At 70.3% G+C, this 26,619-nt stretch carries 29 protein-coding genes; 15 read left to right on the forward strand and 14 right to left on the reverse strand.

What is annotated here, in order from left to right:
* Both HF577_RS17265 and dut read right to left on the reverse strand, forming a co-directional pair.
* On the reverse strand, window positions 1–716 hold a 716-nt coding region (locus tag HF577_RS17265; RefSeq protein ID WP_169396901.1), incomplete at its 3' end, for a DUF3710 domain-containing protein.
* Window positions 716–1,192 (reverse strand): dUTP diphosphatase, encoded by a 477-nt coding sequence (gene dut, locus HF577_RS17270; RefSeq protein ID WP_211174427.1) that lies wholly within the window; start codon window positions 1,190–1,192, stop codon window positions 716–718. The genes HF577_RS17265 and dut, both read right to left, overlap by 1 nt.
* 86 nt (window positions 1,193–1,278) lie before the next feature.
* On the opposite strand from dut, the gene HF577_RS17275 reads away from it, so the two are divergent.
* Window positions 1,279–1,758 carry a DUF3093 domain-containing protein gene (locus HF577_RS17275; RefSeq protein ID WP_169396903.1) on the forward strand — a complete coding sequence of 160 codons (480 nt, stop codon included), beginning with the start codon at window positions 1,279–1,281 and terminating at the stop codon, window positions 1,756–1,758.
* A 193-nt stretch (window positions 1,759–1,951) separates the two neighbouring features.
* Here HF577_RS17275 and HF577_RS17280 read toward each other — a convergent pair whose 3' ends face one another.
* A complete protein-coding gene (locus HF577_RS17280; protein WP_169396904.1) occupies window positions 1,952–2,254 on the reverse strand; it encodes a DUF4193 domain-containing protein in 303 nt (100 codons plus the stop codon).
* A gap of 235 nt (window positions 2,255–2,489) precedes the next feature.
* Between HF577_RS17280 and HF577_RS17285 the strand changes: the two genes are divergently transcribed.
* Together HF577_RS17285 and cei are read left to right on the forward strand one after the other, a co-directional pair.
* Complete coding sequence (locus tag HF577_RS17285) at window positions 2,490–3,608, forward strand: phosphotransferase family protein (protein ID WP_169396905.1); 1,119 nt, start codon at window positions 2,490–2,492, stop codon at window positions 3,606–3,608.
* A gap of 14 nt (window positions 3,609–3,622) precedes the next feature.
* Window positions 3,623–4,288: an envelope integrity protein Cei gene (cei, locus tag HF577_RS17290; protein WP_211174420.1), complete on the forward strand. Its 666-nt coding sequence runs from the start codon at window positions 3,623–3,625 to the stop codon at window positions 4,286–4,288.
* A gap of 22 nt (window positions 4,289–4,310) precedes the next feature.
* Here cei and HF577_RS17295 read toward each other — a convergent pair whose 3' ends face one another.
* Entirely contained in the window at window positions 4,311–5,207 is an 897-nt protein-coding gene (locus HF577_RS17295) for an inositol monophosphatase family protein (protein ID WP_169396907.1), read from the reverse strand.
* 248 nt (window positions 5,208–5,455) lie between these two features.
* Between HF577_RS17295 and HF577_RS17300 the strand changes: the two genes are divergently transcribed.
* On the forward strand, window positions 5,456–6,868 hold the full coding sequence (locus HF577_RS17300; RefSeq protein WP_169396908.1) for an RNA polymerase sigma factor: 1,413 nt from the start codon (window positions 5,456–5,458) through the stop codon (window positions 6,866–6,868).
* A gap of 350 nt (window positions 6,869–7,218) precedes the next feature.
* Here HF577_RS17300 and HF577_RS17305 read toward each other — a convergent pair whose 3' ends face one another.
* A complete protein-coding gene (locus HF577_RS17305; RefSeq protein ID WP_169396909.1) occupies window positions 7,219–8,277 on the reverse strand; it encodes an LLM class flavin-dependent oxidoreductase in 1,059 nt (352 codons plus the stop codon).
* Window positions 8,278–8,612: 335 nt separating this feature from the next.
* Between HF577_RS17305 and HF577_RS17310 the strand changes: the two genes are divergently transcribed.
* Window positions 8,613–9,092, forward strand: coding sequence for a DUF2165 domain-containing protein (locus tag HF577_RS17310; protein ID WP_246266502.1), 480 nt, complete (start codon window positions 8,613–8,615; stop codon window positions 9,090–9,092).
* Between the two features lie 60 nt (window positions 9,093–9,152).
* The gene (locus tag HF577_RS17315) at window positions 9,153–9,962 is read left to right on the forward strand and encodes a class I SAM-dependent methyltransferase (protein ID WP_169396910.1); all 810 of its coding nucleotides are present in this window, start codon (window positions 9,153–9,155) and stop codon (window positions 9,960–9,962) included.
* A gap of 23 nt (window positions 9,963–9,985) precedes the next feature.
* On the opposite strand, the gene HF577_RS17320 is transcribed toward HF577_RS17315, so the two are convergent.
* The 5 genes from HF577_RS17320 to HF577_RS17340 form a co-directional block, all read right to left on the reverse strand.
* Window positions 9,986–10,399, reverse strand: coding sequence for a VOC family protein (locus HF577_RS17320; RefSeq protein ID WP_169396911.1), 414 nt, complete (start codon window positions 10,397–10,399; stop codon window positions 9,986–9,988).
* The gene (locus HF577_RS17325; RefSeq protein ID WP_211174421.1) at window positions 10,399–11,436 is read right to left on the reverse strand and encodes a class I SAM-dependent methyltransferase; all 1,038 of its coding nucleotides are present in this window, start codon (window positions 11,434–11,436) and stop codon (window positions 10,399–10,401) included. Before HF577_RS17325 ends, HF577_RS17320 begins: the two co-directional genes overlap by 1 nt.
* Before the next feature lie 257 nt (window positions 11,437–11,693).
* A complete protein-coding gene (locus HF577_RS17330; protein WP_169396913.1) occupies window positions 11,694–12,287 on the reverse strand; it encodes an HD domain-containing protein in 594 nt (197 codons plus the stop codon).
* An 88-nt stretch (window positions 12,288–12,375) separates the two neighbouring features.
* Window positions 12,376–12,804, reverse strand: a complete 429-nt coding sequence (locus HF577_RS17335; protein WP_211174422.1) for a cupin domain-containing protein — start codon at window positions 12,802–12,804, stop codon at window positions 12,376–12,378.
* Window positions 12,805–12,865: 61 nt separating this feature from the next.
* Window positions 12,866–13,807: an NADP-dependent oxidoreductase gene (locus tag HF577_RS17340; RefSeq protein WP_211174423.1), complete on the reverse strand. Its 942-nt coding sequence runs from the start codon at window positions 13,805–13,807 to the stop codon at window positions 12,866–12,868.
* Between the two features lie 368 nt (window positions 13,808–14,175).
* Here HF577_RS17340 and HF577_RS17345 point away from each other — a divergent pair, with 368 nt between their 5' ends.
* The 9 genes from HF577_RS17345 (at window position 14,176) to HF577_RS17385 (ending at window position 23,463) form a co-directional block, all read left to right on the forward strand.
* A complete protein-coding gene (locus HF577_RS17345; protein ID WP_281359783.1) occupies window positions 14,176–15,726 on the forward strand; it encodes an AMP-binding protein in 1,551 nt (516 codons plus the stop codon).
* A 100-nt stretch (window positions 15,727–15,826) separates the two neighbouring features.
* Entirely contained in the window at window positions 15,827–16,486 is a 660-nt protein-coding gene (locus tag HF577_RS17350; protein ID WP_169396915.1) for a TetR/AcrR family transcriptional regulator, read from the forward strand.
* Window positions 16,487–16,765: 279 nt separating this feature from the next.
* Window positions 16,766–17,713: a metal ABC transporter solute-binding protein, Zn/Mn family gene (locus HF577_RS17355; protein WP_169396916.1), complete on the forward strand. Its 948-nt coding sequence runs from the start codon at window positions 16,766–16,768 to the stop codon at window positions 17,711–17,713.
* Window positions 17,710–18,588: a metal ABC transporter ATP-binding protein gene (locus HF577_RS17360; RefSeq protein WP_169396917.1), complete on the forward strand. Its 879-nt coding sequence runs from the start codon at window positions 17,710–17,712 to the stop codon at window positions 18,586–18,588. The genes HF577_RS17355 and HF577_RS17360 overlap by 4 nt, the downstream gene beginning before the upstream one ends.
* A complete protein-coding gene (locus tag HF577_RS17365) occupies window positions 18,585–19,457 on the forward strand; it encodes a metal ABC transporter permease (RefSeq protein ID WP_169396918.1) in 873 nt (290 codons plus the stop codon). Before HF577_RS17360 ends, HF577_RS17365 begins: the two co-directional genes overlap by 4 nt.
* A gap of 5 nt (window positions 19,458–19,462) precedes the next feature.
* A complete protein-coding gene (locus tag HF577_RS17370) occupies window positions 19,463–20,656 on the forward strand; it encodes a metal ABC transporter permease (protein ID WP_169396919.1) in 1,194 nt (397 codons plus the stop codon).
* 94 nt (window positions 20,657–20,750) lie between these two features.
* Window positions 20,751–21,677: an NAD(P)H-binding protein gene (locus HF577_RS17375; protein WP_169396920.1), complete on the forward strand. Its 927-nt coding sequence runs from the start codon at window positions 20,751–20,753 to the stop codon at window positions 21,675–21,677.
* A gap of 118 nt (window positions 21,678–21,795) precedes the next feature.
* Complete coding sequence (locus tag HF577_RS17380) at window positions 21,796–22,149, forward strand: ArsR/SmtB family transcription factor (RefSeq protein ID WP_169396921.1); 354 nt, start codon at window positions 21,796–21,798, stop codon at window positions 22,147–22,149.
* A gap of 288 nt (window positions 22,150–22,437) precedes the next feature.
* A complete protein-coding gene (locus HF577_RS17385; protein WP_169396922.1) occupies window positions 22,438–23,463 on the forward strand; it encodes a DUF4331 family protein in 1,026 nt (341 codons plus the stop codon).
* 8 nt (window positions 23,464–23,471) lie between these two features.
* Here the strand turns inward: HF577_RS17385 and HF577_RS17390 are convergent, their stop codons facing one another.
* The 4 genes from HF577_RS17390 to HF577_RS17405 form a co-directional block, all read right to left on the reverse strand.
* Window positions 23,472–24,863, reverse strand: coding sequence for a peroxidase family protein (locus tag HF577_RS17390; protein ID WP_169396923.1), 1,392 nt, complete (start codon window positions 24,861–24,863; stop codon window positions 23,472–23,474).
* Between the two features lie 140 nt (window positions 24,864–25,003).
* On the reverse strand, window positions 25,004–25,180 hold the full coding sequence (locus HF577_RS17395) for a MerR family transcriptional regulator (RefSeq protein WP_211174424.1): 177 nt from the start codon (window positions 25,178–25,180) through the stop codon (window positions 25,004–25,006).
* Between the two features lie 65 nt (window positions 25,181–25,245).
* The gene (locus HF577_RS17400; RefSeq protein WP_211174425.1) at window positions 25,246–25,671 is read right to left on the reverse strand and encodes a DUF3574 domain-containing protein; all 426 of its coding nucleotides are present in this window, start codon (window positions 25,669–25,671) and stop codon (window positions 25,246–25,248) included.
* The gene (locus tag HF577_RS17405; RefSeq protein ID WP_169396925.1) at window positions 25,668–26,615 is read right to left on the reverse strand and encodes a purine-nucleoside phosphorylase; all 948 of its coding nucleotides are present in this window, start codon (window positions 26,613–26,615) and stop codon (window positions 25,668–25,670) included. The genes HF577_RS17400 and HF577_RS17405 overlap by 4 nt, the downstream gene beginning before the upstream one ends.
* Window positions 26,616–26,619: the final 4 nt, after the last annotated feature.

A 26,619-nucleotide genomic window follows, 5' to 3' on the forward strand; every position in this document is an offset into this window, starting at 1 on the left:
GCGGGAGGAGGTGGGGCTTCCTGGTCCGTCGGGACGGCGGACGGCGCGGCGTCCGTGGCCGCCGCTTCGGCCTTCGCGGCCTCGGACGCGGCCATGGCCTCGGCGAGGTGCTCCGGGACCACGAGCGGCAGGACGGTGCGCACCGGGTAGGGCGCGCGCCCGCGGACCACGACGGTGGCGCGCAGCATCCGGCGCAGCTCCGCGTCGAGCATCTCGGCGTGGTTGGCGGGCCCGGTGGCCACGCCGTAGAGCATCCACCGCGAGCCGTCCACCCCGACGAACACCGACTTCGCGGCGCCGGAGGTGGCGTGCAGCTCGCGGCCCCACTGCCCCTGGAACGACCGGACCGTGGCGCCGCCCTCGCGCAGCGACGCGTCGATCTCGCGCGCCAGCTCCGGCCACAGCTTGGACGACTTGGGGGCCGCCAGCGCGCTGACCGAGAGCCTGCCCTCGGGGAGCGCGACGTGCACGGCCTGCATCCGCCCGTTGGCGGTGGGCTCGACGGCGACGGTGCCCTGCATCGGCACCGGCACCCGCACGGCGCCGAAGTCGACGAGCCCCGCGGCGTCGGTGATCTCCGGGTCGAGGTCGTCCCCGTCGTACGGACCGGTGGCCGGCACGTCGTCGTCCCGGGGCTCGAGCGCGAGCGCACCACCCGTGCGTAGCTCGTCGGGGTCCGCCTTGGTGGCGACGGCCGCGCGGTTCCGCCGGGCCACTACAGCGCCTCTCCGGAACCCAGTCGCTCGTGTCCCCCCGTGGAACCGTGGCCGCCGGCCCCGCGCTCGGACGCCGGCAGGGCCGCGACCTCGACGAACCGCACCTGCTCGATTTTCTGCACGACGAGCTGCGCGATCCGGTCGCCGCGGCGCAGCCGCAGCTCCTCGCGGGGATCGTGGTTGATCACGCACACCAGGATCTCGCCCCGGTATCCGGAGTCGACAGTGCCCGGTGCGTTGACGATCGAGAGCCCTGTGCGCGCGGCGAGGCCGGAGCGGGGATGGACGAACCCCGCGTAGCCCACGGGCAGCGCGATCGCGACGCCGGTGCCGACCACCGCCCGCTCGCCGGGCGGGAGGACGACATCGGCCGTGCAGCGCAGATCGACCCCGGCGTCACCCGTACGGGCATAGGAGGGAACGGGCAGCTCCGGGTCGAGCCGGGTGAGGAGCACCTCGACCGGGGATCGGGGCAGCTCGGCTGCCGGCGATGCGATGAGCGGCTCATGGTGAGGAGCGTCGACAGGGCCGGGCACGACGGGCGACGCTACCCTCGGCTCCCGTGAGCGAGCATCCGTCGGCGGGCGCGCCTGCGACGTCCGGCAGTCCCCGGTTCGACGAGCGGTTGTCCGTGCCCCTGTGGTGGTATCTGCCGGCCATCGGCGTGGGGGTGCTGCTGGGCGCAGAGATCCATATGGGTTACCCCGGCGTCCGGGAGTGGATCGGCTACGCGGTCTTCGTCCCGCTGCTGGTGATCATCCTGTTCTGGCTCGGCCGCATGCGCATCCAGGTGACGGCGACGGAGCTGGCTGTCGGTCAGGCCCGGATCCCGCTGCGCCACGTCGGTCGCGTGGAGGTCGTTCCGAAGGAGAACAAGCAGCAGGCGCTGGGTCCGGAGCTGGATCCGACCGCGTTCCTGATGCTCCGCGCCTGGGTGGCGCCCGTCGTGCGCGTCGAGATCACCGACCCCGACGACCCCACGCCCTACTGGGTCTTCAGCGTGCGCAACCCGGAAGCCCTGGTGGCGGCCCTGCAGAGGTGACGAGGACGGGCCGGAGGGCAGTCGCGAACACGACCCCGAATACGACTCTGCCCCGGACCGGAGAACCGGTTCGGGGCCGTGTCGATCGGGTGACGTCCTCTCCGGAGCGCCACCACGGGGCGCCGGACAGCATCGCCGGCGCCTCGCACGTCAGGCGGCGGTCACCGCGCCGCCCGACGACAGTGCACGTGCGTCAGGCGGCGCAGTCACGGCAGATGTACTGCGAGCCGTTGCTCTCGGCCAGCCGGCTCCGGTGGTGAACCAGGAAACAGCTGGCACAGGTGAACTCGTCAGCCTGCTTCGGCAGCACCTTGACCGTCAGCTCCTCGCCGGACAGGTCGGCACCGGGCAGCTCGAAGCTCTCCGCCGTGTCCGACTCGTCAACATCGACGACGGACGACTGTGCCTCGTTCCGCCGGGCCTTCAGCTCGTCGAGCGAGTCCTCAGCCAGGTCGTCTGTCTCGTTGCGCCGCGGCGCGTCATAGTCGGTCGCCATCGTTCCCACCCTCTTAACACACCTGTCGTCATCGTGCGGCTGGTCAACGCGGCAGCACAGGGCTTTGTGCCCCGCATTGGAGTGACGCGCGTCTCAGCTCAACCCGGGCCGCGACTGGATCGGATATAACGCCGTCAAGTGCTCGGACTGCCCCCGGGGCGCAGAGGGTAGCTCAGGGCCTCGACACGCGCCCGGTGCCCCGCCGTGCTCTGGTGCGGCCGTTAGGGTGCCCGTCGTGGCACTCTCCTCCAACCGCGACGTCACCGACGATTCGCGAGCTGTCCCCGATTCGCACCCCGGGGCAGATGCGGCTGTTGTCGGCGCCTGGTTGGCCGAGCGCCTCGATGACCCCGCGTGGCGCCACAGCACGCTCCGCCCGATCGGGGGTGGCCGGTCGAATCTGACCTATCGGGTGGACAGCCCGGCCGGGGCCGTCGTGCTGCGCCGCCCGCCGGTCGGCGAGGTCGCCGCCACCGCCCACGACATGGGCCGGGAGCAGCGCGTGATCTCCGCGCTGGCGGACACCCCCGTACCCGTCCCCCGCGTGCTGGCGTCGTCGGCGGGCGGGCCGCCGGTGGACGCCCCCTGCTACGTGATGGAGCTCGTGGACGGTGTCGTCCCCCTCGGCGAGCTGCCACCGGGCTGGGCCACCACCGAGGACGAGCGCAGACGGGCGAGCCAGGCACTGGTCGACGTGCTGGTCGCGCTGCACGAGGTCGACCCCGCGGCGGTGGGGCTCGGTGACTTCGGGCGGCCGGAGGGCTTCCTGGCGCGTCAGGTGCGGCGCTGGGTCACGCAGTGGGAGAAGGCCCGCGACAGCGGGATCCCGGTGGAGGAGAAGACGGTCACCGAGCTGACCAGGCTCGCCGAGGCGCTGGCCGGGGCACTGCCCACCACGCAACGCCACACGATCGTGCACGGCGACTACCGCATCGACAACTGCCTGTTCGACGCCGGCGACCCGGGCCGCATCCGGGCCGTCCTCGACTGGGAGCTGTCGACGCTCGGTGACCCGCTCGCCGACCTCGGGCTGCTCCTCGTCTACTGGCGCGAGGCCGACGACGGCCCGGCCTGGCGTGCGGCGCGGTTCATCCCCAGCCCCACGCAGCTTCCCGGGTTCCTCGGGCGGACCGAGATCGCGCGGGCCTATGCCGCGGGCTCGGGCCTCGACCTGGCCCCCCTGCCGTGGTACGTGGCGTTCGGGGCGTTCAAGCTGGCGGTGGTGCTCGCCGGCATCCTGGCGCGGGTCCGCGCGGGGGTGGTGCCGGCGTCGATGGCAGAAGGGCTGGAGGGCAGCGTGGACCCGTTGGTGGCGCTGGGACATCACGTACTCGCCGAGGGACTGGCGGCGTGATGGCGAGCGGAACGATGCGACGCCCCCGGCCCTACCAGCGCCGCAGGCGCACCCCCGTGCTGATCCTGGTGGCGGTGCTCGCCGTGGCCGCGGTGGCGACGTGGACGACGGTGCTGGTGAACGCCTCCGGACCGGCGGGCACCGCGCTGTGCCCGCCGCCGGTCGCGGGGCCGCCGCCCGGTCAGCCGGTGCCGGCAGATGTGGTCAACGCGGTGCCTCCGATCCCGCCGTCGTCGGTCCAGGTGCGGGTGCTGAACGCGGGCGGGCAACGCGGGCAGGCCAACCTGGTGGCCGCGCAGCTGGGCGACCTCGGCTTCGGCGAGGCGGCGCCCCCGGACAACGACCCCTTCTACCCGGACGAGAACCTGGAGTGCATCGGCCAGGTCCGCTTCGGGCCGGCCGGTGAGGCCGCGGCGAGCACGGTGGCGCTGGTGATCCCCTGCGCCGAGCTGGTGCGCGACGCGCGTACCGAGAACACGGTGGACGTGGCGGTGGGCACCGCCTTCGGTGACCTCAACCCCACGCGGGCGGCTCAGGACGTGCTCGACCAGCTGTCGAAGGGCCCGAGCGGGGGCACGGACGGCTCCGCGAACGCCGACCCGAACGCGGCCGATGCGGCCCCCGCCCCGCCGGTGGTGGATCCGTCGCTGCTCGAGGAAGCCCGCTCCGCGAGCTGCTAGGGGGTGGCCCGCTCCGCGGTGGTCACACGGACGCCGCCCCGTGCTCCCGCGCCAGCGCGGCGAGCTCGTGGGCGATGCCGGGGGTGGCGGCGAAGAGGGCGTCGGCACCGAGACCGTCGTCGGGCGGGGTGCTGCCGGTGGGGCCGGGGGTACGCACCACGGCACCGGCCTCGGTGGCGATGAGCGCGCCGGCGGCCCAGTCCCACCAGCTGCAGCCGTGCTCCAGGTAGGCGTCCGCCCAGCCCGCCGCCACCGCGCAGAGGTCCAGTGCCGCCGAGCCGGTGCGCCGGACGTCGCGCACGAGGGGCAGCAGGCCGCTGACCATCGCCACCTGCCGCACCCTGCGCTCCGCGCGGTAGGAGAAGCCCGTGGCGAGCAACGACAACGACACGTCGGACTCGGCGGAGACCCGCAGGGGCCTGCCGTCACAGGTGGCCCCGCCGCCGGCGGACGCGCTCCACAGCCGCCCCGACGCCGGCTCGATCACGGCGCCCGCCACGGACACCCCGTCGCGCACGGCCGCCACCGACACCGCGTACCAGGGCAGCCCGTAGAGGAAGTTGACGGTGCCGTCGATCGGGTCGACGACCCACAGCGTGTGCGAGCCGCCCGCGGTGCCCCCGTACTCCTCCCCCACGACGGCGTCACCGGGCCGCAGCTGCCCGAGCCGCTCCCGGATCAGGTTCTCCAGCGCCTGGTCGGAGGCGGTGACCACATCGGTGGGTGTGCTCTTCGTCGAGAAGCTCTCCGGCGATCCGCCTGCGACGTCGTCGTCCCACGGACGGGGGAGCCCCCGAAGGTGCTCGGCCGCCTCCCTGACGAGGCGCTCCGCGATGCGCCGCAACCCTTCCGGGTCGTCGGCGGATGCTGTGCCGGTTTCGGTCGGTACGGTCGAACGGGCCTCGTCCACGGACGTCATCCGACCATATGACCCCCACAGAGTGACGTCCGTGTACCCGGCCGAACACAGATCGTCCACGCTTCCCGTGGCGAGGCGCGGACGTCTGGAGCACACGCAGTTACAATGACGCGGTACCCCGATGCGGGATGGCCTCCAGAGAGCTCCAGGACGGCGATCCAGCGCGGTATCCGACAACATCTCGACCTGCAGCCGGATCTCATACGCGTCCCGGCGCACCGCAGAGCGCACCGTAGCGAGAGGGCCTAGTGGCAGCCGCAGACTCCGCAACCCGCATCGACTCGACCGTCGAATCGACGACGAGTCCCGCACCCGCACGTGCCCGTTCACGGACGGGCGCGTCCGCCAAGACCGCGACGAAGTCGCCGCGGTCCCGTACGGGTGCGCCGGCGAAGAAGAACGGGGGTTCGACCCGCAAAGCGGGCGCCCCTGCGGGCGATGGCGAACCCACCGAACTCGACGGCGCCGACGTCGAGCTCGATGGCGAGCCGACCGACCTCGAGGAGGTGGACGTCGAGCTCGACGCCGATCTCGTCACCGACGTGCCCGAGGGCACGGAGGTCGCCGTCGACGAGGACGACGACGACGAGGACGACGACGAGGTCGCCAACACCGGCGCCAACCGTCGCAGCCCGGCCCAGCGGGAGCGCTCCTCCACGCCTCAGAAGTCCGGCGACTTCGTGTGGGACGAGGAGGAGTCGGAGGCACTGCGGCAGGCCCGCAAGGACGCCGAGCTCACCGCCTCCGCCGACTCGGTCCGCGCCTACCTGAAGCAGATCGGCAAGGTCGCGCTGCTCAACGCGGAGGAGGAGGTCGAGCTCGCCAAGCGCATCGAGGCCGGCCTCTACGCCGCCGAGCGGATGCGCCGGTCGATCGACGCCGGTGAGAAGGTCTCCCCCCAGCTCCGCCGTGATCTACGCTGGATCGTCCGTGATGGCGAGCGTGCGAAGAACCACCTGCTGGAGGCCAACCTCCGGCTCGTGGTGTCCCTGGCAAAGCGCTACACCGGCCGCGGGATGGCATTCCTGGACCTCATCCAGGAAGGCAACCTCGGTCTGATCCGCGCGGTCGAGAAGTTCGACTACACCAAGGGCTACAAGTTCTCCACCTATGCCACGTGGTGGATCCGCCAGGCCATCACCAGGGCCATGGCCGACCAGGCCCGCACCATTCGTATCCCGGTGCACATGGTGGAGGTCATCAACAAGCTCGGTCGCATCCAGCGCGAGCTGCTCCAGGACCTGGGCCGTGAGCCCACCCCGGAGGAGCTCGCGAAGGAAATGGACATCACCCCGGAGAAGGTGCTGGAGATCCAGCAGTACGCCCGGGAGCCCATTTCCCTCGACCAGACCATCGGTGACGAGGGCGACAGCCAGCTCGGTGACTTCATCGAGGACTCCGAGGCGGTCGTCGCGGTCGACGCGGTGAGCTTCACGCTGCTGCAGGACCAGCTCCAGTCCGTGCTCGCCACGCTGTCGGAGCGCGAGGCGGGCGTCGTGCGGCTGCGGTTCGGCCTCACCGACGGCCAGCCCCGCACGCTCGACGAGATCGGGCAGGTCTACGGGGTCACGCGCGAGCGGATCCGGCAGATCGAGTCGAAGACGATGTCGAAGCTGCGGCACCCGTCGCGGTCGCAGGTGCTGCGCGACTACCTCGACTGAGAAAGTCTGCGGACGCCCTCTGAGCCGGCTCGTGTCGGCTCAGAGGGCGTTTCTCGTGTCGCGCACAACGCTGCGGTGTCAGCACCATGCTTCTGTGGGACGGTCGTCACCGCCCAGTCGAGGCGTCCGCCGAAGAGCTCCGGCCACTTCCCCGGGGAATCCACCAGCTCACAGCCGGCGTTCGGACCGGATTCGAGAACATGCACGGTCTGCCCATGGTCGAGCAGTCTGCGGATGATCACACTTCCCGCCGAGCCTGCGCCTACCACCACGTAGTCATGCTCAGAACGCTCGGAAGACATTCTCCCCCTTGCTCCCGCCCGTTTCCCGGACGGCGGCAGTCTCAGGCCTTACGTGCACGGCGAACCGAGCTTGTCGTCCCACACGGTCGAGGGCAGCTCACGCCGCACCACAGGCATCACCTCGGCGGCGAACAACTCGAGCACGGCGCGCGAATCGGTGGCGTTCAACGCGTCGACGGACAGCGCCAGCACCTCGTGTCGGAATGAGGCATGATAATCGGCGATCTTGTCGATCACCTGTTGCGGGCTTCCTACCAGCGCCGAGCCGCCGTCGATGATCTCCTCGACCGTGCGGTAGGGCGATCCGTGCCGCTGGTGGAGTGCGGACCGAGCCCTCGCGTCGAAGTAGGGTCGGTACCCGTCGACGGCACCCTGCGACGTCGACGCCACGAAAAGGCCATCCGCCCCGGAACCCACCAGCGCGTCGGCCGGGTCCCGCCCGTACGCCACCCAGCGCTCGCGGTAGTGGTCGACCAGGTCGGCATAGCGCTTCTTCGGGTGGAAGAGGTTGGCGGTGAACAACGGGTCGCCGAAGCGAGCGGCCAGCTCGGTGGACTCCGGGCTCGAGCTGCTGCCGTGCCAGATCGGGGTCGACGGCCGGAAGGGCCGGGGAAGGACGGTCACCCCGTGCAGCGGCGGCCGGAACCTCCCCGACCAGGTCACGTCGGATTCGTGCAGCAACCGACGCAGCAGCACGAACTTCTCTTCCTGGTAATCCCATCTGCGGTCGGCGTCCAAGCCGAACATCGGGTAGTCCCGCGCGTCGTTGCCCTTGCCGATCATGAGCTCCAGACGGCCACCGCTGAGCTGGTCGAGTGTGGCGTAGTCCTCAGCCACCCGTACCGGGTCGAGCAGGCTGATCACGGTGACCGTGCTGAGCAACCTCATCCGGCGGGTGTGCTCGGCGACTGCGGCGAGCACCACCGGCGGTGCGGTCGAGAGATACGGCTCGCTGTGTCGTTCCCCCACGCCGTACGCATCGAAGCCGAGCTGCTCAGCGAATACGGCCTCGTCGATCACCTGCCGAAACCGTCGGTGAGCGGTCCGTTCTGTGCCTGAGACCGCTTCCGGGGCATTCTTTATCAGTGAGAACAGTGCGAACCTCATCGGACCCTTCCCGAGTTGCTCCGCCGGCTGACCGATTCTTGCCGCTCGAGGCCCGCCGCGCATTTCCTGAGGCTATGCGCAGACTTGACGAAACCCCAACCGCCCCCACAATATCTCCATGACAGATGGAGCGTCGATACGGTCCATTCGGATCGATGGCGCGGGTGGCGATACCCACACTGTTCACCCGGACCGGGCAGTGTCGGGCTGAACCCGACAGGGACTCGCCGACTTCCATGCAATCAGGGGGCATTCTGTTGAGTGGCGTTTCGTCTCGTTCTGCTCGTCGCTTTCGGTGGGGGGCGCTCGGCACCCTCCCCGCGGCTGCCGCCCTGATGACGTTCGTGCTGGCTCTGTACACGTTGCTCGTCTTCTTCGGCAATGTCACCGATTTCGGCACGAACCTCGAGTTCGTCCGGCACGTTCTCGCCATGGACACCACGTTCCATGACCCGGCCCTGGCCTACCGGGCGATCACGAACCCGGCGCTGCAGGAAGCGGTCTACATCGGCGTGATCGCCTGGGAAGGGCTCACCCTGGTCGTCCTGGTCGGCGCCGTCGCGCAGTGGCTGCTGGCGTTCCGCGGCACGAGCGGCTTCGACCGGGCGCGCCGATCCACCACGGTCGGCCTCCTGATGCTCATCGCACTGTTCGCGGGCGGTTTCATCGTGATCGGCGGCGAGTGGTTCGCGATGTGGCAGTCCACGCAGTGGAACGGCCTGCAGCCGGCCCTGCAGAACACGATCCTCGCCGCGTTCGCGCTGCTGCTGGTGCATCTACCGGCCCGGCAGTGGGAGGCCGGCGAAGCCACCTGACTTCCCACTATTCAGGAGCCTCGTTGCACCATGTGGACAGCGGGGACGAGCATCGAGGTCATGCACGCCGACCGAGAGACCTATACCCACGGGCATGCCGAGAGCGTCCTGCGCTCGCACCTCGTCCGCACCGTCGACAACTCCGCCGCCTACCTGGCCGCATACCTGCGCCCCGGCACCGACGTCCTCGACGTCGGCTGCGGCCCCGGCACCATCACCGTCGACATCGCCGAGCGGGTCGCCCCCGCCCCCGTGCTCGGGATCGACAGCTCGGCCGGTCCGCTGGACGGCGCCCGCGCGCTGGCCGCGAAGGCCGGCACCGGCAACGTCACCTTCGCCGTCGGCGACGTCTACGCCCTCGACGCCGCCGCCGACTCGTTCGACGTCGTGCACGCCCACCAGGTGCTCCAGCATCTGGGCGACCCCGTCGCAGCGCTGCGGGAGATGCTGCGCGTCTGCCGTCCTGACGGGGTGGTCGCGGCGCGCGACGCCGACTACGCGGCGATGACCTGGTATCCCGCCGACCCCAGGCTCGACCGCTGGCTGGAGATCTACCGCGCCATCGCCACCGGCAACGGCGCCGAGCCCGACGCCGCCCGCCACCTCCTGTCCTGGGCACATGCCGCCGGAGCGTCCTCCGTCACGCCGAGCGCGTCCGTCTGGTGCTACGCCACACCCGAGCAGCGGGACTGGTGGGGCGGGCTGTGGGCGGACCGCATCCTCAGCACGGCGATCACCCAGCAGGCCCTCGACGGAGGGCACGCCGATGCCGACGAGCTCGCCGGCATCTCCGCGGCATGGCGCGAGTGGGCCGCCCACCCCGACGGCTGGTTCGCCATCGTGAACGGCGAGGTGCTCTGCCGGCCCTGACCGCGCCCGACCATGCCCCGTCGTCAGGCCCTGATCAGGCAGAACGGATGGCCGACCGGGTCCAGGAACACGCGGAACGAGTCCGGCATCGGCTGCACGTCGTGCTTCCGGGCGCCGATCTCCAGCACGGCGCGCTCTGCGGCGTCGAGGTCGGGGACGTCGAAGTCGACATGCGCGCGCTGCGGGTGATCCTGGCCGGGCCACTCCGGCGGGCGGTACTCGCCCTCCACGATCCTCTGGAACGCGAGCGTGGCGCCGGCGCCTCCCGCGTCCAGCTGAGCCCAGTCGGCGTACTTCTGCGGCGCGATCGGCCATCCGGTGATCCGGCTGTAGAACCCGGCGAGCGCGAGCGGGTCCGGGCAGTCGAGCGCGGTGAGGCTGTACGTGGCGATCGGCGCGGCTCGACGGTCCCGGCCCCCATCGCCTCCGCCCGGCATCAGCGCTTGAGGGCGTAGACGCGGTTCGTCGGCCCCTCCACGGCGAGCGTCCAGTCGCGGAGCCCGGCCTCCTCGGCGATAGCGCGCTCCGTCTCCTCGCCCGGGTGGTTCCCCAGCGCGTGCGGGCCCTTCTGCGCCAGCGCCGCCGGCAGGCACACGATGACCGACGACGCCGTGAAGGCCCGCCCGAGTGGGTTGATGTTCTCGACAACCTCTCCCGACATGTTCGGTTCGACGACCATGCAGGTGCCGTCCTCGGCCAGCGTCTGCTCGGCCCGGCGCAACGCTCCGCCGGGATCGCCGAGATCGTGCAGGCAGTCGAAGAACGTGATCAGGTCGTACTTCTCACCCGGGAAGTCCTGAGCCGTGGCGACGTCGAAGGTCACCCGGTCGTCCAGTCCCTGCTCGGAGGCCAACCGGCGTGCCGTCTCGATGGACGGGCCGTGGAAGTCGTACCCGCGGAAGCGGGACTGCGGAAACGCCCGGGCCATGAGCAGGGTGGAATGGCCGAAACCGCACCCGACGTCCGCGACCGACGCCCCGCGCTCCAGTTTCTCGACGACGCCGTCCAGTGCCGGGAGCCATTCCGACACCAATGCCGCGACATAGCCCGGGCGAAACAATGTGGCGGTTCCCTCGAACAACCCCCGGCTGTAGTCCTGCCAACCCACACCCTCGCCGGTGCGGAAGGCCTCGGCCAGGGCATCCTCCTTGTCGTAGAAGGCTCCGAGAATCCGGAAGGTCCCGACGGCGTAGGTGGGTGAGTCCGGGTCGGCCAGTACGGCGGCGTGCTCGTCCGGCAGCAGGTAGGCGTCGCCCTCGGCGTCGTACCGCACGTACTCCCCGGCCACCTGGGCGGCGAGCCATTCCCGCACGTAGCGTTCGTTCAGGCCGGTGCGCTCCGCCAGTTGCCCCGATGTCAGAGGCCCGGCACCGGCCATGGCCACGTAGAGGCCGAGCCGGTCACCGAGCGCCGTGGTGAGCCCCGCGACGGCAGCACCACCCTCTGTGACGACGCGCTCCAGGAACTCCGTCATCACGCTGTTGTCGAACGTAGCTTCGCTATTGTTCATCGAATGGTCAAAACCCACCACGTGCTCCTCCTCGTGCTGTCGATTCGACCGTGCCCGGCATTTCATTGACACAGCTAAGATTGCCGAGCCAAGGATCATTGTCAAACTTCCGGATCAGCCTGACCGCGGGCGACCCGGACACCACAGATCGATGAGTGCCACACCCGCCGGTTGCGACATTCGCGCGCACCGCCTCGGTCCCGGACGAGTCGGTCGCGGCCTCAAGCGGGTCGGTGGCCGTCGAGGGGGTTGGCGGCGACTCGCCCGGCCATGTCCCTCTTGCCGACCGATACCGCGCAGGCGCTGTCCGGCTTGCGCCCCGCCTGGTCCTCGAAGCTCGCCAGTATCTCCGTGCCGAAACCCAGCCAGGGATAGCGGGCAAGCACCTCCGCCCTCGCGTCCGGCGGGAACTCCTCCGGGCGGCGTCCGACGACCTCCCAGCTGGTGGCGACCTGCAGCAGGTGGGACTCGGGGTCGGCGGTGGCGGACACGTCGTCGCGCATGTGCGTCACGATGATCTCCGCGGCGCGGGAGGCCCGCTCCGCGGGCCAGCCTGCGGCCACCCCGAAGGTCCAGGCCAGGTTCCCTCCTGCGATCTCGAAGGGAAGCATGTAGTTGTCGAACGCCTCGGTCAGCCCGATGTCGTGCAGCAGCGCCGTGACGTAGAGCAGCTCGTCGTCGACGGCGATCCCGTGTGCCGTGCCGTACATCGTCGCCCAGAGGTAGGAGCGGATGGAGTGGTTGAGCAGCGCGGGTGAGTGGAAACGGGCGGCCACGGACAGCGCGGCCGCGGCGGCGGGAGTCTCAGGAAACATGGTCAGCCTTTCATGTGGTCGTCGGAAGCCACCGCCACCTCCGCACGCGCCGGCCGATCGCGGTGGCGTGCAACGAGCGGGCGGTCGATCACGCGGAATGGTGAGGATTCGACGAGTACGGCGGCGGTGCAGGAATCCGTTGCTGCGCCTTGGTCGCGAGCTCCTCGTCGGACACCATCGTGATCATCTCGACCCCGGGTGCACACAGCATGACCACGACGAAGCGGCTCGTCCGGTCCGCGAGCAGGTTTGCGACCGTGTAGTGGATGACGTCGCCGCCCGGTTCCCAGAAGGCCTCTCCGGCCTTGATCGGATAAGGCGCCTGGCCTTCGAGCTCGAACAGCATCTCCCCCTCGAGCATGTAGCCGAAAACGGGGCCGGAATGCCGGTGTGGAGCGAGGCCAGGATCCCCCGGCGGCAGCTCGAGGAGCCGGACCATCGCGGCAGAACCCGGCGCGATGAACGGCGGCACGACTTCCAGCAGATCTATCTGGCTCATGGCGGTAGGAATGGACATCTGATCTCCTCTGTCAGTTGTCGTCGGCGAGCCGTCGTCGAGATCACGAACTCGCTCCCGGTCAGTCCCGGACGACCAGAACGGTCTTGCCCGGGCGGGACCTCCGGAAGGCGCCGCTCTCGTAGGCGGCCCGGCCGTCGGCCAGGGGAAATGTCGCGGCGACGCCGACCTTCAGGGCGCCGGCGTCGATCATGTCGGCCACCCGTGCCAGGCCGTCCCGCTCCGCGGTCACGATGAAGAACAGGGCCGTGACGCCGTACTCGTCGGCCAACTCCTGTGAGGGAGGCTCCTGAAGGGTGATCAGGCGCCCGCCGCGGCGAAGCGCCGCGAACAGGGCTTCCGGCGTCTCCCGGCCGACGGCGTCGATCACGATGTCGAAGACACCCGTCTCCGCGTCGAGCGACTCCTCGTCGGTGTTGATCACGCGCTCGGCGCCCAGGGCGAGGACGTACTCCACGTCGGCGGCATGCACCGTGCACGTGACGCTCGCCCCCAGCGCGACCGCCAGCTGGATGACGAAGGCGCCGACACCGCCGGCGCCTCCGTGCACCAGCACGCGCCGGCCCGGTTGTAGTGCCGCCTGGTCGACGAGCGCCTGCCATGCGGTCAGCGCCGGGAGCACGGCAGCCGCCGCGACGACGTGCGACACCGTGCGCGGCCGGGCGCCCACACTCGTAGCCGGCACGCTGACGTACTCCGCCGCGGCGCCGTCCCGGTCGAACGGGACCAACCCGTACACCTCGTCACCGACCGACAACCCGGCGGCACCGTCGCCGACCTCGGCCACGACCCCGGAGAACTCGTGGGACGGGATGACCGGAGTCCGCTCCACACCGCCGGAGACCCAGGTCTCGGGCCAGGCCAGCTCGTCGAACGTGATCCCCGCCGCATGGACCACGACCAGCACCTCGCCGTCCCCCACGGTCGGCCGTGGCGCAGATTCGTACGCCAGGACCTCGGGACCACCCCGCGTGTGCGCCCGCAGCGCCATCATGCTGTCCATGGGCTCAGCCCTCCTGGTGTCGTCGGTTGCCGACACCAGGATACGTTACACTTCATCTCTGTAAAGGTTGCCGACGTGGGCACTCGCCGTCGGCGTGCCTGCCGGCGACCGGCTCGGCAGCAGAACTGGTGACGACGACGTCGTCGGGCGGTGGCCGTGGTCACCGCACTGGTCGCAGCCGCCGTGCCGCTGCGCCTACCCCCGCCGGAGGTGTCGCTGCGCGAGGGCTTCGCCGTCGCCGCCGACCGACTCGTAGCGATCTGAGAGGAGCTCCGGACTTGCGTATCGATTCGATTCGACCGCCCGACGTTGCGGCGCGAAGATTCCGAGCCGCCGGGTTCTGGCGGGACTCGGGCCCGATATCCGACTTGTGCCGCTGGCGGGACGCGACACCGGGCGCGCCGGCGATCATGGCTTACCGGGCCGATGAGGGGTCGGTCCGGCTCAGCTATGCCGAGTACGCCGGTCATGTCGAGCGGTTCGCGGGTGCGCTGTACGAGCTGGGCGTGCGGCCGGGCGACGTGGTGGCGTGCCAGCTGCCGAACTGGTGGCAGGCGCAGGCGTTACTGCTGGCCGCCACCCGGCTGGAGGCGGTGGCGGCACCGATCATGACCACGATCCGCCCACGCGAGCTGGAGCGGATGCTGCGCCTGCTCGGCGCGAGCGTCTGCGTCACGGTGGACGAGTGGGCCGGGTTCGGCCACGCCGCCGCGTTGGGTGAGATCGCGCACCGGCTACCGGAGCTGCGGCACCGAGTGGTGATCGGCGAGCCGGCTGACGGAGAGATCGACTTCCGGTCGTTCTTCGAGGAGACGCCGTGGGAGGGCTGTCACCCCGTGGCGCTCGACGACGCGTGGGAGGACCCCGACTGCGTCGCCCTGGTTCTCTTCACATCCGGCACCTCGGGTGAGCCGAAAGGTGCGCTGCACACCCAGAACACGATGTACGCGTCGGCGATCAGCGTCGGCGACGTGCACGACTTCGGGCGCGACAGTGTGCGTTTCACCCCTCATGCGCTGATGCACATCGTGGGGCAGGACAACGCACTGGCCGTCCTGCTGGCCGGCGCGTCCATGGTCCTGCTCGACGACTGGTCGGGCGGGCTGGGCTTGCGGGTGCTGGCCGGCAGCGGCACCACCGATCTCGTGGCCGGGCCGAGCTTCGTCCACGACGTGATCGCGGCCATCGGCGGGAAGCCCGCCTGCCTGCCCGCTCTCCGGACGGTGCGCTGCGTCGGCACGACCGTCCCGAAGCAGCTCGTACCGCAGGTGTCGGGCGTACTGGGGGCGCGCCTGCTGAGCGGGTGGGGGATGACCGAGATCGGCACCGGCACGGTGACTCGCAGCGATGACCCGCCGGACTGGGCCGCACACAGCGACGGCCGCCCCGTCATGGGGATGGAGCTGGACCTGCGCTCCGTCACCGAGATCACGAAGGACCGGCCCGGCAGGCTGTTCGTCCGCGGCAGCGGCGTGTGTCTGGCCACGGTGGGCCGGGACTCCGGGGAGCTGACCGTCACCGCCGAGCACGACGACGGCTGGTACGACACCGGCGACCTCGCCGTGCCGGACGGGCGCGGCGGGATCCGGCTGATGGGCCGCGCCGGTGACCGGATCGGCGGGGTGTTCATGATCCCGGTCGGCGACGTGGAGTCCGAGCTGCTCAAGAACCCCGGCGTCGAGGACGTCGCCCTCGTCGGCTACCCGGAGAGCGACGGCGGGGAGCTGGCGTGCGCCGTGGTCGTCCCGGCCACCGAGCCGCCGGTCACCCTGGACGAGCTGCGCACCTACCTCGCCGACCAGGGCATGACCGAGTGGTACCTGCCGAGCCGGGTGGAGTACGTCGACGCGTTGCCGCGCAACGGCAACGGCAAGGTGCGCAAGGAGCTGCTGCGGCGCTGGCTGGTGGATACGGCCTAGATACGTTACGCGGCATAGCTGCAACTCGTACCGTAACGACCACTCCTTGTAACGAATCGGGTATGATCCGGGCGGTCGTCACCGGCAACGAGGTGGGTTCATGGTCCGAGCACGCGCAGCGTCGAACGAGCACATCGACACCGACGCCGACGGTCCGCGTCCCGGAGGCCGGCCCCGCGACGCAGCACTCGACGAGGCGATCATCCTGGCCACCCGCGACCGCCTCGTCCGCGACGGCTACTCGCGCATGACCATCGGTGACATCGCCGCCGACGCGAAGGTCAGCCGCCCCACGCTCTACCGGCGGTGGAGCACCAAGTTCGACCTGGTCGTCGACGCGCTGGACTACGGCTTCCGCAAGGAACACGCCCTGTTCACGGCCGACCTGACCCGGCTGGAGCCACGGGAAGCCCTCGTCGAGACCATCCGTCGGCTGAACCCCGCGTACTTCAACCCGGACGCCATGGTGCTGATGGGCAACTTCGCCGGCGAGGCGATCCGCACCCCGGAACTGCTGGAGATCGTCCGCAAGCACGCGGTCGAACCGCGCGTCGCCCTCGTCGAGAACGTGCTCTCGCAGCTCCAGGAACGCGGCGCCGTGCGCGACGACATCGACATCCACACCATCGCCACCCTGTGCTTCGGCAGCTACCACGCCGCCTTCTACCGCGGGGAGAGCACGGAGGAGATCCCGGAGGCGGTCGTCGACGTGCTGTGGCCCGGCATCGCGAAGACGGCCGGCACGCGGCGCGCACGCTGACGCCGGCAACGCCGACCGGGGCACATTCGGCACGGAGCCTGGCCGACGGTCGGCCCAGCAGCCCGAACCACTGAGGCCAGGACGTCGGCGGCACCGTCCCCACCGCGCTCCGGCCCGGCGTTCAGGGGCGCCCGGAACATCCCGGCCTGTCGCCCTATGCCGCAAACGCCGCCACTGTTGCAATTGACAATCATTTTCAGCTCGCGTTGGGTGGCCGATGTCGCCCGGCCCACTGGGGAGCCGGGCCGTCAATCCGAGTCCCGATCGGCTGGAGCCTGCATGTCGTCACGTCGTTCCCTGGTCGTCCCCCTCGCTGCGGCCGCTCTCGCTGCGGGCCTCGCGGGGTGCGCCTCCTCCCCCACGGCCTCCGCCCCGGCAGGGGCGACGACGGCCGCGGGCGGTGGCGGCCAGGTGATCCCGGTGGCCGCGAGCATCAACACGTGGGGCTCGATCCTGCAGCAGCTCGGCGGCAGCCACGTGAAGGAGACGTCGCTGATCAGCAACCCGAACACCGATCCGCACGACTACGAGCCGACGCCGGCCGACAGCCGGGTCATCGCCGGCTCGAAGCTGTTCGTGGAGAACGGCATCGGATACGACCCGTGGGCTCAGCAGTCCGTGGCGGCGAACCCGGACCCCGACCGGGTCGACCTCGACGTCGGGCAGGTCGTCGGCATCCCCGACGGCGGCAACCCCCACCGCTGGTACTCCCCTCCCGACGTGGAGAAGGTCGCCGACGCCATCACCGCGGACCTGAAGCGGCTCGACCCCGCCGACAGCGCCTACTACGACACGCAGCGGCAGACGTTCGAGACCAGCGGCCTGGCGACGTACCACCAGCTGATCAACGACATCAGGACGACGTACTCCGGCACCCGGATCGGCGCCAGCGAGAGCATCGTGACCCCGCTCGCGGAGGGGCTGGGCCTCGACCTGATCACTCCGGCGGCATTCCTCGACGACATCAACGACGGCACCGACCCGTCAGCCGCCGACAAGTCGACCATCGACGACCAGATCACCCGCAAGCAGATCAAGGTGTACGTCTACAACACCCAGAACTCCACGCCCGACGTCGCCGCGCAGGTCGACGAGGCCAGGAAGGCCGGCATCCCGGTCGTCCAGGTGACCGAGACCCTCTCGCCGGCGAACGCGAGCTTCGAGGACTGGCAGTCGGCGCAGCTCCGGTCCCTGCAGACCGCACTGGCCCAGAGCGCCCGCTCATGATCCGGCCGCCGTCGGGCAAGGTCGCCGCGGCCCCGGTCCTGAGGGCGGTCACCGCGGCGCCGGACGTGGTGTCGCTGCGCCGGGCAGGTTCCGCCGTTGGCGGGCGCACCCTCTGGTCGGAGGTGAACCTGCATGTCCGAGCAGGTGAGTTCGTGGCGGTCCTCGGCCCGAACGGGGCGGGTAAGTCCACGCTGATCAAGACCCTGCTCGGGCTGGTTCCGGTCAGCTCCGGAGAGGTCACCGTGCTGGGCTCCCGGCCCGGACGCCGCAACGCCGCGATCGGCTACCTGCCCCAGCGCCGGGCGTTCGACGCCGGTGTACGGATCCGGGGCACCGACATCGTCCGGCTGGGCTGGGACGGCGACCGCTGGGGAGTCCCGCTGCCCCGCCCGCTGTCGGGACGGCGCGCCCGCGCGACGCGGCAGCGCGTCGACGAGGTGATCGAGCTCGTCGGCGCCGGTGCCTACGCCGGGCGCCCGATCGGGCAGTGCTCGGGCGGCGAGCAGCAACGGCTCCTCATCGCCCAGGCCCTCGTCCGCCGGCCCGAGCTGCTGCTGCTCGACGAGCCGCTCGACTCCCTCGACGTCACGACCCAGGCGTCGGTCAGCGCGCTGATCCAGTCGGTCTGCCGCAGCGAGGAGGTGGCGGTGCTCATGGTCGCCCACGACGTCAACCCGATCCTGCGCTACCTCGACCACGTCATCTACCTCGCGCGCAGCGGCGTGGTGATGGGTCCGCCGGAGGACGTCATCACGGCCGACACCCTGACCATGCTCTACGGCACGCCGATCGACGTGCTGCGCGACCGTGAGGGCCGGCTGGTGGTGGTCGGCCGGCCCGACCACCCGTCCGAGCCCAGCAGGTCGGTGCCATGACCTGGAACCTGGTCGCCGACGTCCAGCAGATGCTCAGCTACCACTTCATGCTCAACGCCCTGCGCGCCGGCACGATCGTCGCCGTCGTCGCCGGTGCGATCGGCTACGTCATGGTGTTGCGCGGGCAGAGCTTCGCCGGGCACACGCTGGCCACGATCGGTTTCCCGGGCGCCGCGGGTGCCACGTGGCTGGGGATCGGGGTGGCGGTCGGCTACTTCGGGTTCTGCATCGCCGGAGCGCTGGTCATCGCCCTGCTCCCGGGGGCCCGGCGGCCGGGCTCCGGGCTGGGCGGCTCCGGCGAGGAGTCCGCCGGCATCGGCACGGTGCAGGCCCTCGCGCTGGCGTCCGGGTTCCTGTTCGTCAGCCTCTACAAGGGTTTCCTGTCCGGGCTGAACAACCTGCTGTTCGGCACCATCACCGGCGTCTCCGACGCGCAGGTGCTCATCCTGCTCGTCGCGGGCGTCGGGTGCCTGGTCGTGCTCGTCGCGCTCGGCCGCCCCCTCCTGTTCGCCACGATCGACCCCGATGTCGCGCGTGCCCGCGGGATCCCCGTGCGCCTGCTGGACGTCGCGTTCCTGGTGCTGCTCGGCATCGTCACGGCCGGCTGCAGCCAGGTCACCGGCAGCCTGCTCGTCTTCGCGCTGCTGGTGGCCCCGGCCGCGGCGGCGGCCCGGCTGTCCGCCAGGCCGGCTGCCGCGGTCGTCCTCTCGGTCGGGCTCGCCCTCCTGGTGACCTGGGCCGGGGAGACGATCGCGTTCTTCTCGCCGTACCCGATCGGTTTCTGGGTGACCACACTGGCGTTCGCGGTGTACCTGCTGGCCATCGCCCACCGTGCCCGGCTCGAGCGCCCGGGCCGGCAGACGTCGTGATCGCCATGCTGTCGCATCCGTTCATCCAGACCGCCCTGATCGCCGGCACCTCCATCGCCCTTCTCGCCGGTTGCGCCGGCTACTTCGTCGTCATGCGTGGCCAGGTGTTCGCGGGCGACGCGCTCTCCCACGTCGCCTACACCGGCGCGCTCGCGGCGCTCGCCGTCGGCCTCGACCTGCGCTTCGGTCTGTTCGTGGCCGCGGTCGGGTTCGGGATCGTCCTCGGGCTGCTGGGGGGCCGGGTCAACGCCGACGACGTGATCATCGGGACGACGCTGGCGTGGGTCCTCGGCGTCGGGGTGTTCTTCCTCGCCCTGTTCACCACGAACGCCGCCAACAGCAACAGCAACGCCAACGTCACCGTCCTGTTCGGATCGATCTTCGGGATCAGCTTCGCGGCCGCGGCCACGGCAGCGGGCATCGCCGCCGGGCTGGTCGTCGTGCTCCTCGTGATCGCCCGACCGCTGCTGTTCGCCAGCATCGACCCCGCCGTTGCCGCCGCGAGCGGGGTGCCCGTGCGCCTGGTCGGGGCGCTCTTCCTGGCGGTCGTCGGCGCTGCCGCGGCGGAGACGAGCCAGATCGTGGGCGCGCTCCTCGTGTTCGGGTTGCTCGCCGCGCCCGCGGCCGCCGCGGGGCGGCTCACCGACCGGCCGTGGCACGGCCTCGCGCTGTCGGCGGCGCTTGCCCTGGCCGCGACGTGGGCCGGGATCGTGCTGGCCTACGCCGCGCCCACCTTCCCGCCCAGCTTCACGATCATGGCCTCCGCTGCCGCCGAGTACGTCATCGCCGTGGTGATCGCCCGTCGGCGGGCCACCGGGCGGGCGCGCCCCGATGCCGTCCCCCGCCGTACGAGCGGCCCGGTGTCGACGGCCCAGGCCCTCCACGCCCGGCTCACCGCCGAGGGGCACCGGATGGGGCTGGCCACGGTCTACCGGGCCCTGCGGGTCTATGCGGACATCGGCGACATCGACAGGACCCGTGCCGAGGACGGGACCGTGCTCTTCCGCTACCGCCCCGACCCCGGTCACCACCACTACCTGCGCTGCCGGAGCTGCGGTTACAGCGTCCCGATCCACTCCGAGCCGTTCGAGGCATGGACCGCGACGATCGGGTCCCGGCACGACTTCACCGACCTCACCCACACCGTCGAGGTCCTCGGCACCTGCTCGTCCTGCTGGATGCACCGCGGCGAGGGCTAGCTCACAGCAGTTACGACTTGCATCGAAGCTGCCGCTCTGGCTCACTGAGGTACGAACACCATCGAACCTACGAGCTGCTTCGAAGGATCACCGAATGAGTCGCTACGTTCTCACCGGCACGACAGGCCGCCTCGGGTCTCGCACCCTTCGCAGCATTCTCGAGAAGAAGCTGATCTCGCCCGCTGATCTGGTCATCTCGTCGTCGAACCCGGCCCACGTCCCACCCATCGCGCAACAGCACGGAGTCGAGATCCGGAGCGGCAACTACACCGACCCGGAATCTCTGAGGTCCGCATTCGCCGGTGCCGATGTGCTCTTCCTGATGTCCCACCCCGACCCGGGCGTCCAGCGCGTCGAGTTCCACAGGAATGCGATCGAGACAGCTCGAGATGTCGGTATCAGCACCGTGGTCTACTCGAGCATGATGTTCGGCGGCGAGACGGGCCTGACGAGCGTCATCGGCATTCAGCAGGGCCACATCCGCACCGCGCGCTACCTGGCTCAGAGCGGCATGGACCATGTGATCGTCCGGCAAGGCATCTATGCGCAAGCCTGGGGGTACTACGCCGGCTTCCAGTCGGGAGTTTTCCGACGGGCAGACACGCAACCTCTCGAATGGGTCATCCCTCACGACGCCGCCATCGCGTGGGCAGCCCTCGACGAACTCGGCGAGGGGAACGCGGCCATCCTCGCCGACTACCGGAGCCATCTGGGACAGACCCTGCGACTGACCGGACCCAGGGCCACCACGATCAGCGAGATCGCACGATTGGTGGAGAGCAGGACCGGCCGCGCCGTGAATCTGCGACTGGTGGGGAAACAGGAGGCGGTGAGGTACCACAAGGAGCGCCAGAGCGTTCCACCGTGGAGTTTCCCGTACCTCGAGGAGAACTGGAGCGCCATGTACGACGGGCTCCAGGACGGGGAGGGCGAGGTGGTCGACCCGCTGCTCGGGCACCTGCTGGGCCGCCCCGCCACGGGCATCGAGGAGATGGCCGATGAGCTGTTCGTACTGCAGTAGGCCGACGGGACACGTCCCGCGCTCAGTGGGTACGGACAGGTGAGCCGGAAGGCCCTGGGCAACGGGATGCCACTCGGTACGATCAAGGATCATTTCGCACGGATGTGGAGACATCGCGGTGACCGAAGCCAAGGACCAGCCGGCCACGGAACAGCTCGAGCTGGGGTCACTTTTCAACGCTCTTGCGGACCCGCATCGGCGATCCATCGTCGAGCAGCTCCTCGGCGAGCCGGTCGGTGCCCGGCGCAAGTGCTCGAGCTTCGGCGTCGGCGTTCCCAGATCAACGATGACCCATCATTTCAAGGTTCTCCGCGAGTCAGGTCTGATCACGCAGTTCGACTACGGAAATCGCGCCGAAGTAATGCTGCGTCGAGCAGACCTCGACATCCGTTTTCCCGGACTACTCGACCTTGTCGCAGCTGATAGCCGGCACCCCTCAGCCACCCCGAAAGGGGACGAAGCTCACAATTAGCTGAACTGTGCAGGGTCCGCTACCCGCGGCATTCGATCGCTTCCCGACGGGTCACCAAGCACCAGGTTCTCGCTCGAACAGCGGATCTGGAGTGTCCGGCGCCATTGACGGCTGATCCACCGCACACCACCACGGCCACGCCGGCCCGCCACCGCTGCTACGGCATTGACCCGCCACGTGCCGGACTCGACGGCCGGCATCAGCCGGGCTGGTCCCCTCGTCAGGAGATCAGACGGCCGCTCGACAGCCGCACTGCACCGATGAACCGCCGAACCGAAAGGACTCACCATGTCCCACCACCTCGACACCCCGCTCGCAGCGCAGACCGGGCAGCTGTTCCTCGATGACCTGTGCGTCTTCCCCGGAGAGGAGAGCACGGTGTTCGTGATGGACGTGAACTCCACCGTCAACGGTCTGCACTCCGAGCCGAGCTTCCACTCCGAGGCCCGCTACGAGTTCAAGGTGCACCTCGACGGCGCGGACGTGGAGGAGCTGACCTACCGCGTGTCGTTCGCCGATCCGGACGCCGACGGGCGACAGGCACTGCAGCTGCATGCGCTCACGGGCAGCGACGCCCACGAGGACTCCGCCACCGGCGAGCTGCTGCTCGAGGGCAGGACGGGGTCGACGGCCGACGGGACGGGTGTGCGGCTGTGGGCCGGACGGATCAAGGACTGGTTCTACATCGACCTGTCCCTGCTGGAGAAGGTCAACTCCGCCGTCGCCGACGGCACCGCGCCGGACCTGTCCGGGTGGCGCCCGGACGACGCGAAGAACAGCTTCGCCGACACCACCGTCGACTCGATCGTGCTCGAGGTCTCCCACCAGCAGCACCCGCAGCTGCGGCCAGGGTCACGGATCGGGGTGTGGGCGGCCACCAAGCTGGCCACTGACGCCGGCGGCTGGCGGCAGATCAACCGGGCCGGTCACCCGATGATGTGGCCGATCTTCTGGCCCGACGACGTGCAGTTCACCAACCCGTCCAACACCCGGCACCCGTCCCAGGACGTCGAGACCGACCGCAAGCACATCGCCGACCACATCACCGCGACCGTGGCCGCGACGGGCAGCTCCGCCGACCCGGCCGGTTACGGCCGGACCCTGGTGGCAGAGCTGTTCCCCGACGTGCTGTCCTACACCGTCGGCACGCCGGCGACCTACGGCTTCGCCGGCCGCAACGGCCGCACACTGGCCGACAATGCGCCCGAGGTGATGCTCTCCCTCGTCACCGGGAAGGCCGTGCCCTCCGGGCTGACACCCGCGGTCAACGAGCAGCTGCGCTCTGCTGAGTTCCCTTACGTCGTCCCGGCCTGACCGCCTGCTCAGCGAGCGCCGAGGGTGAGCAAGTCGGCCAGTCCGAAGCTCGGCCCGGTGGCGGGCAGGGTCGGTTCCCAGTCCGGTTGCACGCTCAGGTAGCCGGCCGGGTCGGCGCGCAACAACCCGATCAGCACCTCCGCCACGATCCGGCCACCGGCCGGGCCGAGCTGGTCACCGCCGCCACGGTGCTCGGCCTCCTTGAGGATGTAGAACCACAACGGGGTGCCGTGCGGCCAGCTCTCCCCCACCTCTTCGCCGGTCAGGGGCGCCACGCCCATGAGCCGCGCGACCGCCTCACCGCTGGGCAGCGCCGTGGTCTCGCCACGCAGCAGGTCCCGCACGGCCAGCGAACGGTAGGCGGCGGTGTCGACCACACCGGTGACCTGCTCGGGCAACCCGATGAGACTCGCCGCGAGCCGGCCGTCGAGGCGCTTGGCCCGCTGCGCGGCCGGGCGCCCGGGCAGATCGAAGACCTGCCCGAGATCCAGACGCCGGTCGGCAGGCAGCGGGCCGAACCCGACCAGATCGGGGAACAGCGGCACCGCCGAACCCCCCTCGACCAGCCGATAGGAGTGCCGGATCTGGCCATGGCCGTAGCGATAGGCCGCGTCGGCGAACTCCAACGGGATGAACGCCTGCAGGGGCGGCGGCGCGAACCACCGGCCGCCCTCGGCGAGCACCTGCTCGACGAGGCTCGCCCCGACGAGTCGGGGCAGGAAGTCGTGGACCACGATCCACTGGTAGTGCCAGGTGAGGGTGGTCCGCGCCCGGTCGAAGACCTCCGCCTCGGGCACCCCAGCCCCGCGCAGCAGGTCGACGATGCGGTTGTGCGCGTGCAGCAGGGCGACGTGCAGGGACAGCGAGAACAGGTGCACGTCGTTGCGGGGCTCGCCGATCAGGGCCACGCCCTGCTGGTTGCGCGGCACGTCACCGCCGTCCGTACCGAGCAGGAACCTCGCCGGGTCACCGAGGTCGAACAGGTACGGCGAGCCGATCGGGCCGTCGGAGTAGAGCATCTCCAGGTTCAGCACCGGGGCGCGGGCGTTGCGCAGCGCATCGGGGGCGACATCCCCGGCGATGGGTGAGCGGTCGGCGGTGATGTCGTGCGCGATCAGCTGGCCGAAGAACGGCCACCCTGCCGCCTCCGTGGCATCGTCGCCGCCGTCGCTCAGCGGGTCCAGGACCGCGGCGGCGTCGCAGATCCCGCCGTCGGTGCCCGCGCGCATCAGGAGCTGCGGGTCGGTACCCAACGGGTCCAGGCCCGGGAACATCCGTCCGTAGCGGGCCGCCCCGGTGGGCCGGTCCACCGCGCGTGCCGGGCTGAGGCAATGGTCCCGCGCGGCCACGTGGCTGCCGTGTGGCGCAGCGCCGCTGACCTGCCCATCCCCCGCTCCCACGCGTCCTCGATGGTGCTGCCGCTGGTCGAACACGTCTCGGTGGTCCCTTCAGTCGAAGCAGGCAGGGACGCCGCCCGCTACCTGAAGGACAGGGCAGGGACCGGATCCGTGACATCGGGTGACCCGGCCCCCACAGGACCTCAGTCGATCCCGGGACGCAGGCCCGGGTCCGATGCCGTCTCGATCACGTCGCTCAGCACGTCGCGGGAGCGGACCAGATCGCCGACCATCCGGTCGATACGGTTCCGCTCCGTCGTCAAGATCTCGACGAGCAACGGGGTGGCGGTCTCGGCCGGACCGCCATCGGCGTCCCGCACGCAGGGCAGCACCCGACCGCCTGGAGCAGGTGCCGGCGGTGAGCCGGACCCGACAGTGATCGAGGCTAGAACGAGACGTGGTCCGTGCTGTCCGCCCGGAGCACGGACATCTGCCCGAACTGGTGCTTGTAGTCTGTCCGGATCTTCTCGATGTTCCGATCGGCTTGTTCGTTGCTCTCCGGGTACAACAGGATCAGAAGATACGATGCCTGCTTTCCGCCCATCCACTGCCCGTGCACGGGCAGCCAGGTCAGGCCCTCCGGAAAAGCAGGCGTGACGTCCGCGTCGAGAAACCGCTCGAACTCCGCGGATGTGATCGCACTGCCGTCCGCTCTGGTGCCACCGAAGAACAGGTCGGTGCGGGTGTCGGCCTCCCATGAGCGGGAGCCAGGCGTGGGCGTTGCGGCGAGGGCGGTACCGCTCGTCCCCAGCATCATCACAGCGGCAACCATCATGACCGCAGTGCGTCGAATCGTGATGCGCTGCTTCATCGCGGGTGGCCGAGCAGGTGGTGGGCGACGGTCGAGCCCACGAGGTAGGCGTTCCGGACAGCCGGATCCGCGCCCGGGAACTGCGACAACAGGTCCCGGATGTCCTGCCCGGGGTAGGGCTGGTCGAAATCGCTCGCGGTGCGCAGGTCCAGGTATCGATCGAGATAGCCGTGACGTGCGAGAACCGTTGCCGTACCGCTGTCCTCCATCTGCGACGTACAGTACTTCCCCTTGTTGTCCGTCCACACGCCGACGACGTACTGGGCGGTCTTCGACAACTCGGCGCCAGCCCAGTAGTCGTCGCCGGTCACGGTGTCGCACACGGTCGTGAACGGCTTCCGGGCGGCCTGTCCCGGGTAGTGGCCCCGGTCCTGCACCGCCTCCGGGCTGTCGGACAGCGCGAGCCCCTTCGTCAGGTCGAAGGCCTCGTCCACGAGCTTGTCGTTCAGGTGGAAGACGTTCGTGTGCTGGTCGGCGTAGGGCAGGTAACCGTGGGGGACGCCGGGCGCGCTTCCGGGTTCCAGATGATGGCCGAGATCCCAGTCCACCACCCAGCGCGCCCACGCCGCGAAGCCGAGCGTTCCGGTACTGGGCGATGTGCCGGCGATGCCCGCCGTCAGGAAGTAGGCACTGTGGAAGTCCAGACCCGGGTCGTCGAGCAAGGACGTCATGCTCGCCACCGCGTTGGACTTTCCTTCCCCGATCGTGGCCACGCACAGCCCATCTGCACTGCAGTGCAATGGCTGCGAAACGTAGGGCACCTGCATCGTGACGGGCAGCGACTCGTGCTGGAGCCACGGAGCGGTCTCGGCGTCGAACATGGTGATCACCAGGACACGCACCACGAGGCGCTCCGGGGCCGCGGCGCCACTGGCCGCGGTCAGCGTCAGTCCGAGCGCCACCACGAGTGCCACAAGAGTCGCGGCGTTGCGTGGATGCCGCATTCCG

The sequence above is a fragment of the Pseudonocardia xinjiangensis genome, assembly GCF_012911925.1.
Taxonomy (GTDB): Bacteria; Actinomycetota; Actinomycetes; order Mycobacteriales; family Pseudonocardiaceae; genus Pseudonocardia; species Pseudonocardia xinjiangensis.

Bases quoted from the DNA above. Each gene is read 5' to 3' on its own strand.
- HF577_RS17385 (WP_169396922.1), top strand. From the start codon at position 22,438: ATGTCCCACCACCTCGACACCCCGCTCGCAGCGCAGACCGGGCAGCTG.
- HF577_RS17315 (WP_169396910.1), top strand. From the start codon at position 9,153: ATGCACGCCGACCGAGAGACCTATACCCACGGGCATGCCGAGAGCGTC.
- HF577_RS17325 (WP_211174421.1), bottom strand. From the start codon at position 11,436: ATGACGGAGTTCCTGGAGCGCGTCGTCACAGAGGGTGGTGCTGCCGTC.
- HF577_RS17340 (WP_211174423.1), bottom strand. From the start codon at position 13,807: ATGGACAGCATGATGGCGCTGCGGGCGCACACGCGGGGTGGTCCCGAG.
- HF577_RS17375 (WP_169396920.1), top strand. From the start codon at position 20,751: ATGAGTCGCTACGTTCTCACCGGCACGACAGGCCGCCTCGGGTCTCGC.
- HF577_RS17355 (WP_169396916.1), top strand. From the start codon at position 16,766: ATGTCGTCACGTCGTTCCCTGGTCGTCCCCCTCGCTGCGGCCGCTCTC.
- HF577_RS17400 (WP_211174425.1), bottom strand. From the start codon at position 25,671: ATGAAGCAGCGCATCACGATTCGACGCACTGCGGTCATGATGGTTGCC.
- HF577_RS17305 (WP_169396909.1), bottom strand. From the start codon at position 8,277: ATGAGGTTCGCACTGTTCTCACTGATAAAGAATGCCCCGGAAGCGGTC.
- HF577_RS17280 (WP_169396904.1), bottom strand. From the start codon at position 2,254: ATGGCGACCGACTATGACGCGCCGCGGCGCAACGAGACAGACGACCTG.
- HF577_RS17350 (WP_169396915.1), top strand. From the start codon at position 15,827: ATGGTCCGAGCACGCGCAGCGTCGAACGAGCACATCGACACCGACGCC.
- HF577_RS17365 (WP_169396918.1), top strand. From the start codon at position 18,585: ATGACCTGGAACCTGGTCGCCGACGTCCAGCAGATGCTCAGCTACCAC.
- HF577_RS17310 (WP_246266502.1), top strand. From the start codon at position 8,613: ATGACGTTCGTGCTGGCTCTGTACACGTTGCTCGTCTTCTTCGGCAAT.
- HF577_RS17405 (WP_169396925.1), bottom strand. From the start codon at position 26,615: ATGCGGCATCCACGCAACGCCGCGACTCTTGTGGCACTCGTGGTGGCG.
- HF577_RS17320 (WP_169396911.1), bottom strand. From the start codon at position 10,399: ATGCCGGGCGGAGGCGATGGGGGCCGGGACCGTCGAGCCGCGCCGATC.
- HF577_RS17335 (WP_211174422.1), bottom strand. From the start codon at position 12,804: ATGTCCATTCCTACCGCCATGAGCCAGATAGATCTGCTGGAAGTCGTG.
- cei (WP_211174420.1), top strand. From the start codon at position 3,623: ATGCGACGCCCCCGGCCCTACCAGCGCCGCAGGCGCACCCCCGTGCTG.
- HF577_RS17330 (WP_169396913.1), bottom strand. From the start codon at position 12,287: ATGTTTCCTGAGACTCCCGCCGCCGCGGCCGCGCTGTCCGTGGCCGCC.
- HF577_RS17360 (WP_169396917.1), top strand. From the start codon at position 17,710: ATGATCCGGCCGCCGTCGGGCAAGGTCGCCGCGGCCCCGGTCCTGAGG.
- HF577_RS17295 (WP_169396907.1), bottom strand. From the start codon at position 5,207: ATGACGTCCGTGGACGAGGCCCGTTCGACCGTACCGACCGAAACCGGC.
- HF577_RS17370 (WP_169396919.1), top strand. From the start codon at position 19,463: ATGCTGTCGCATCCGTTCATCCAGACCGCCCTGATCGCCGGCACCTCC.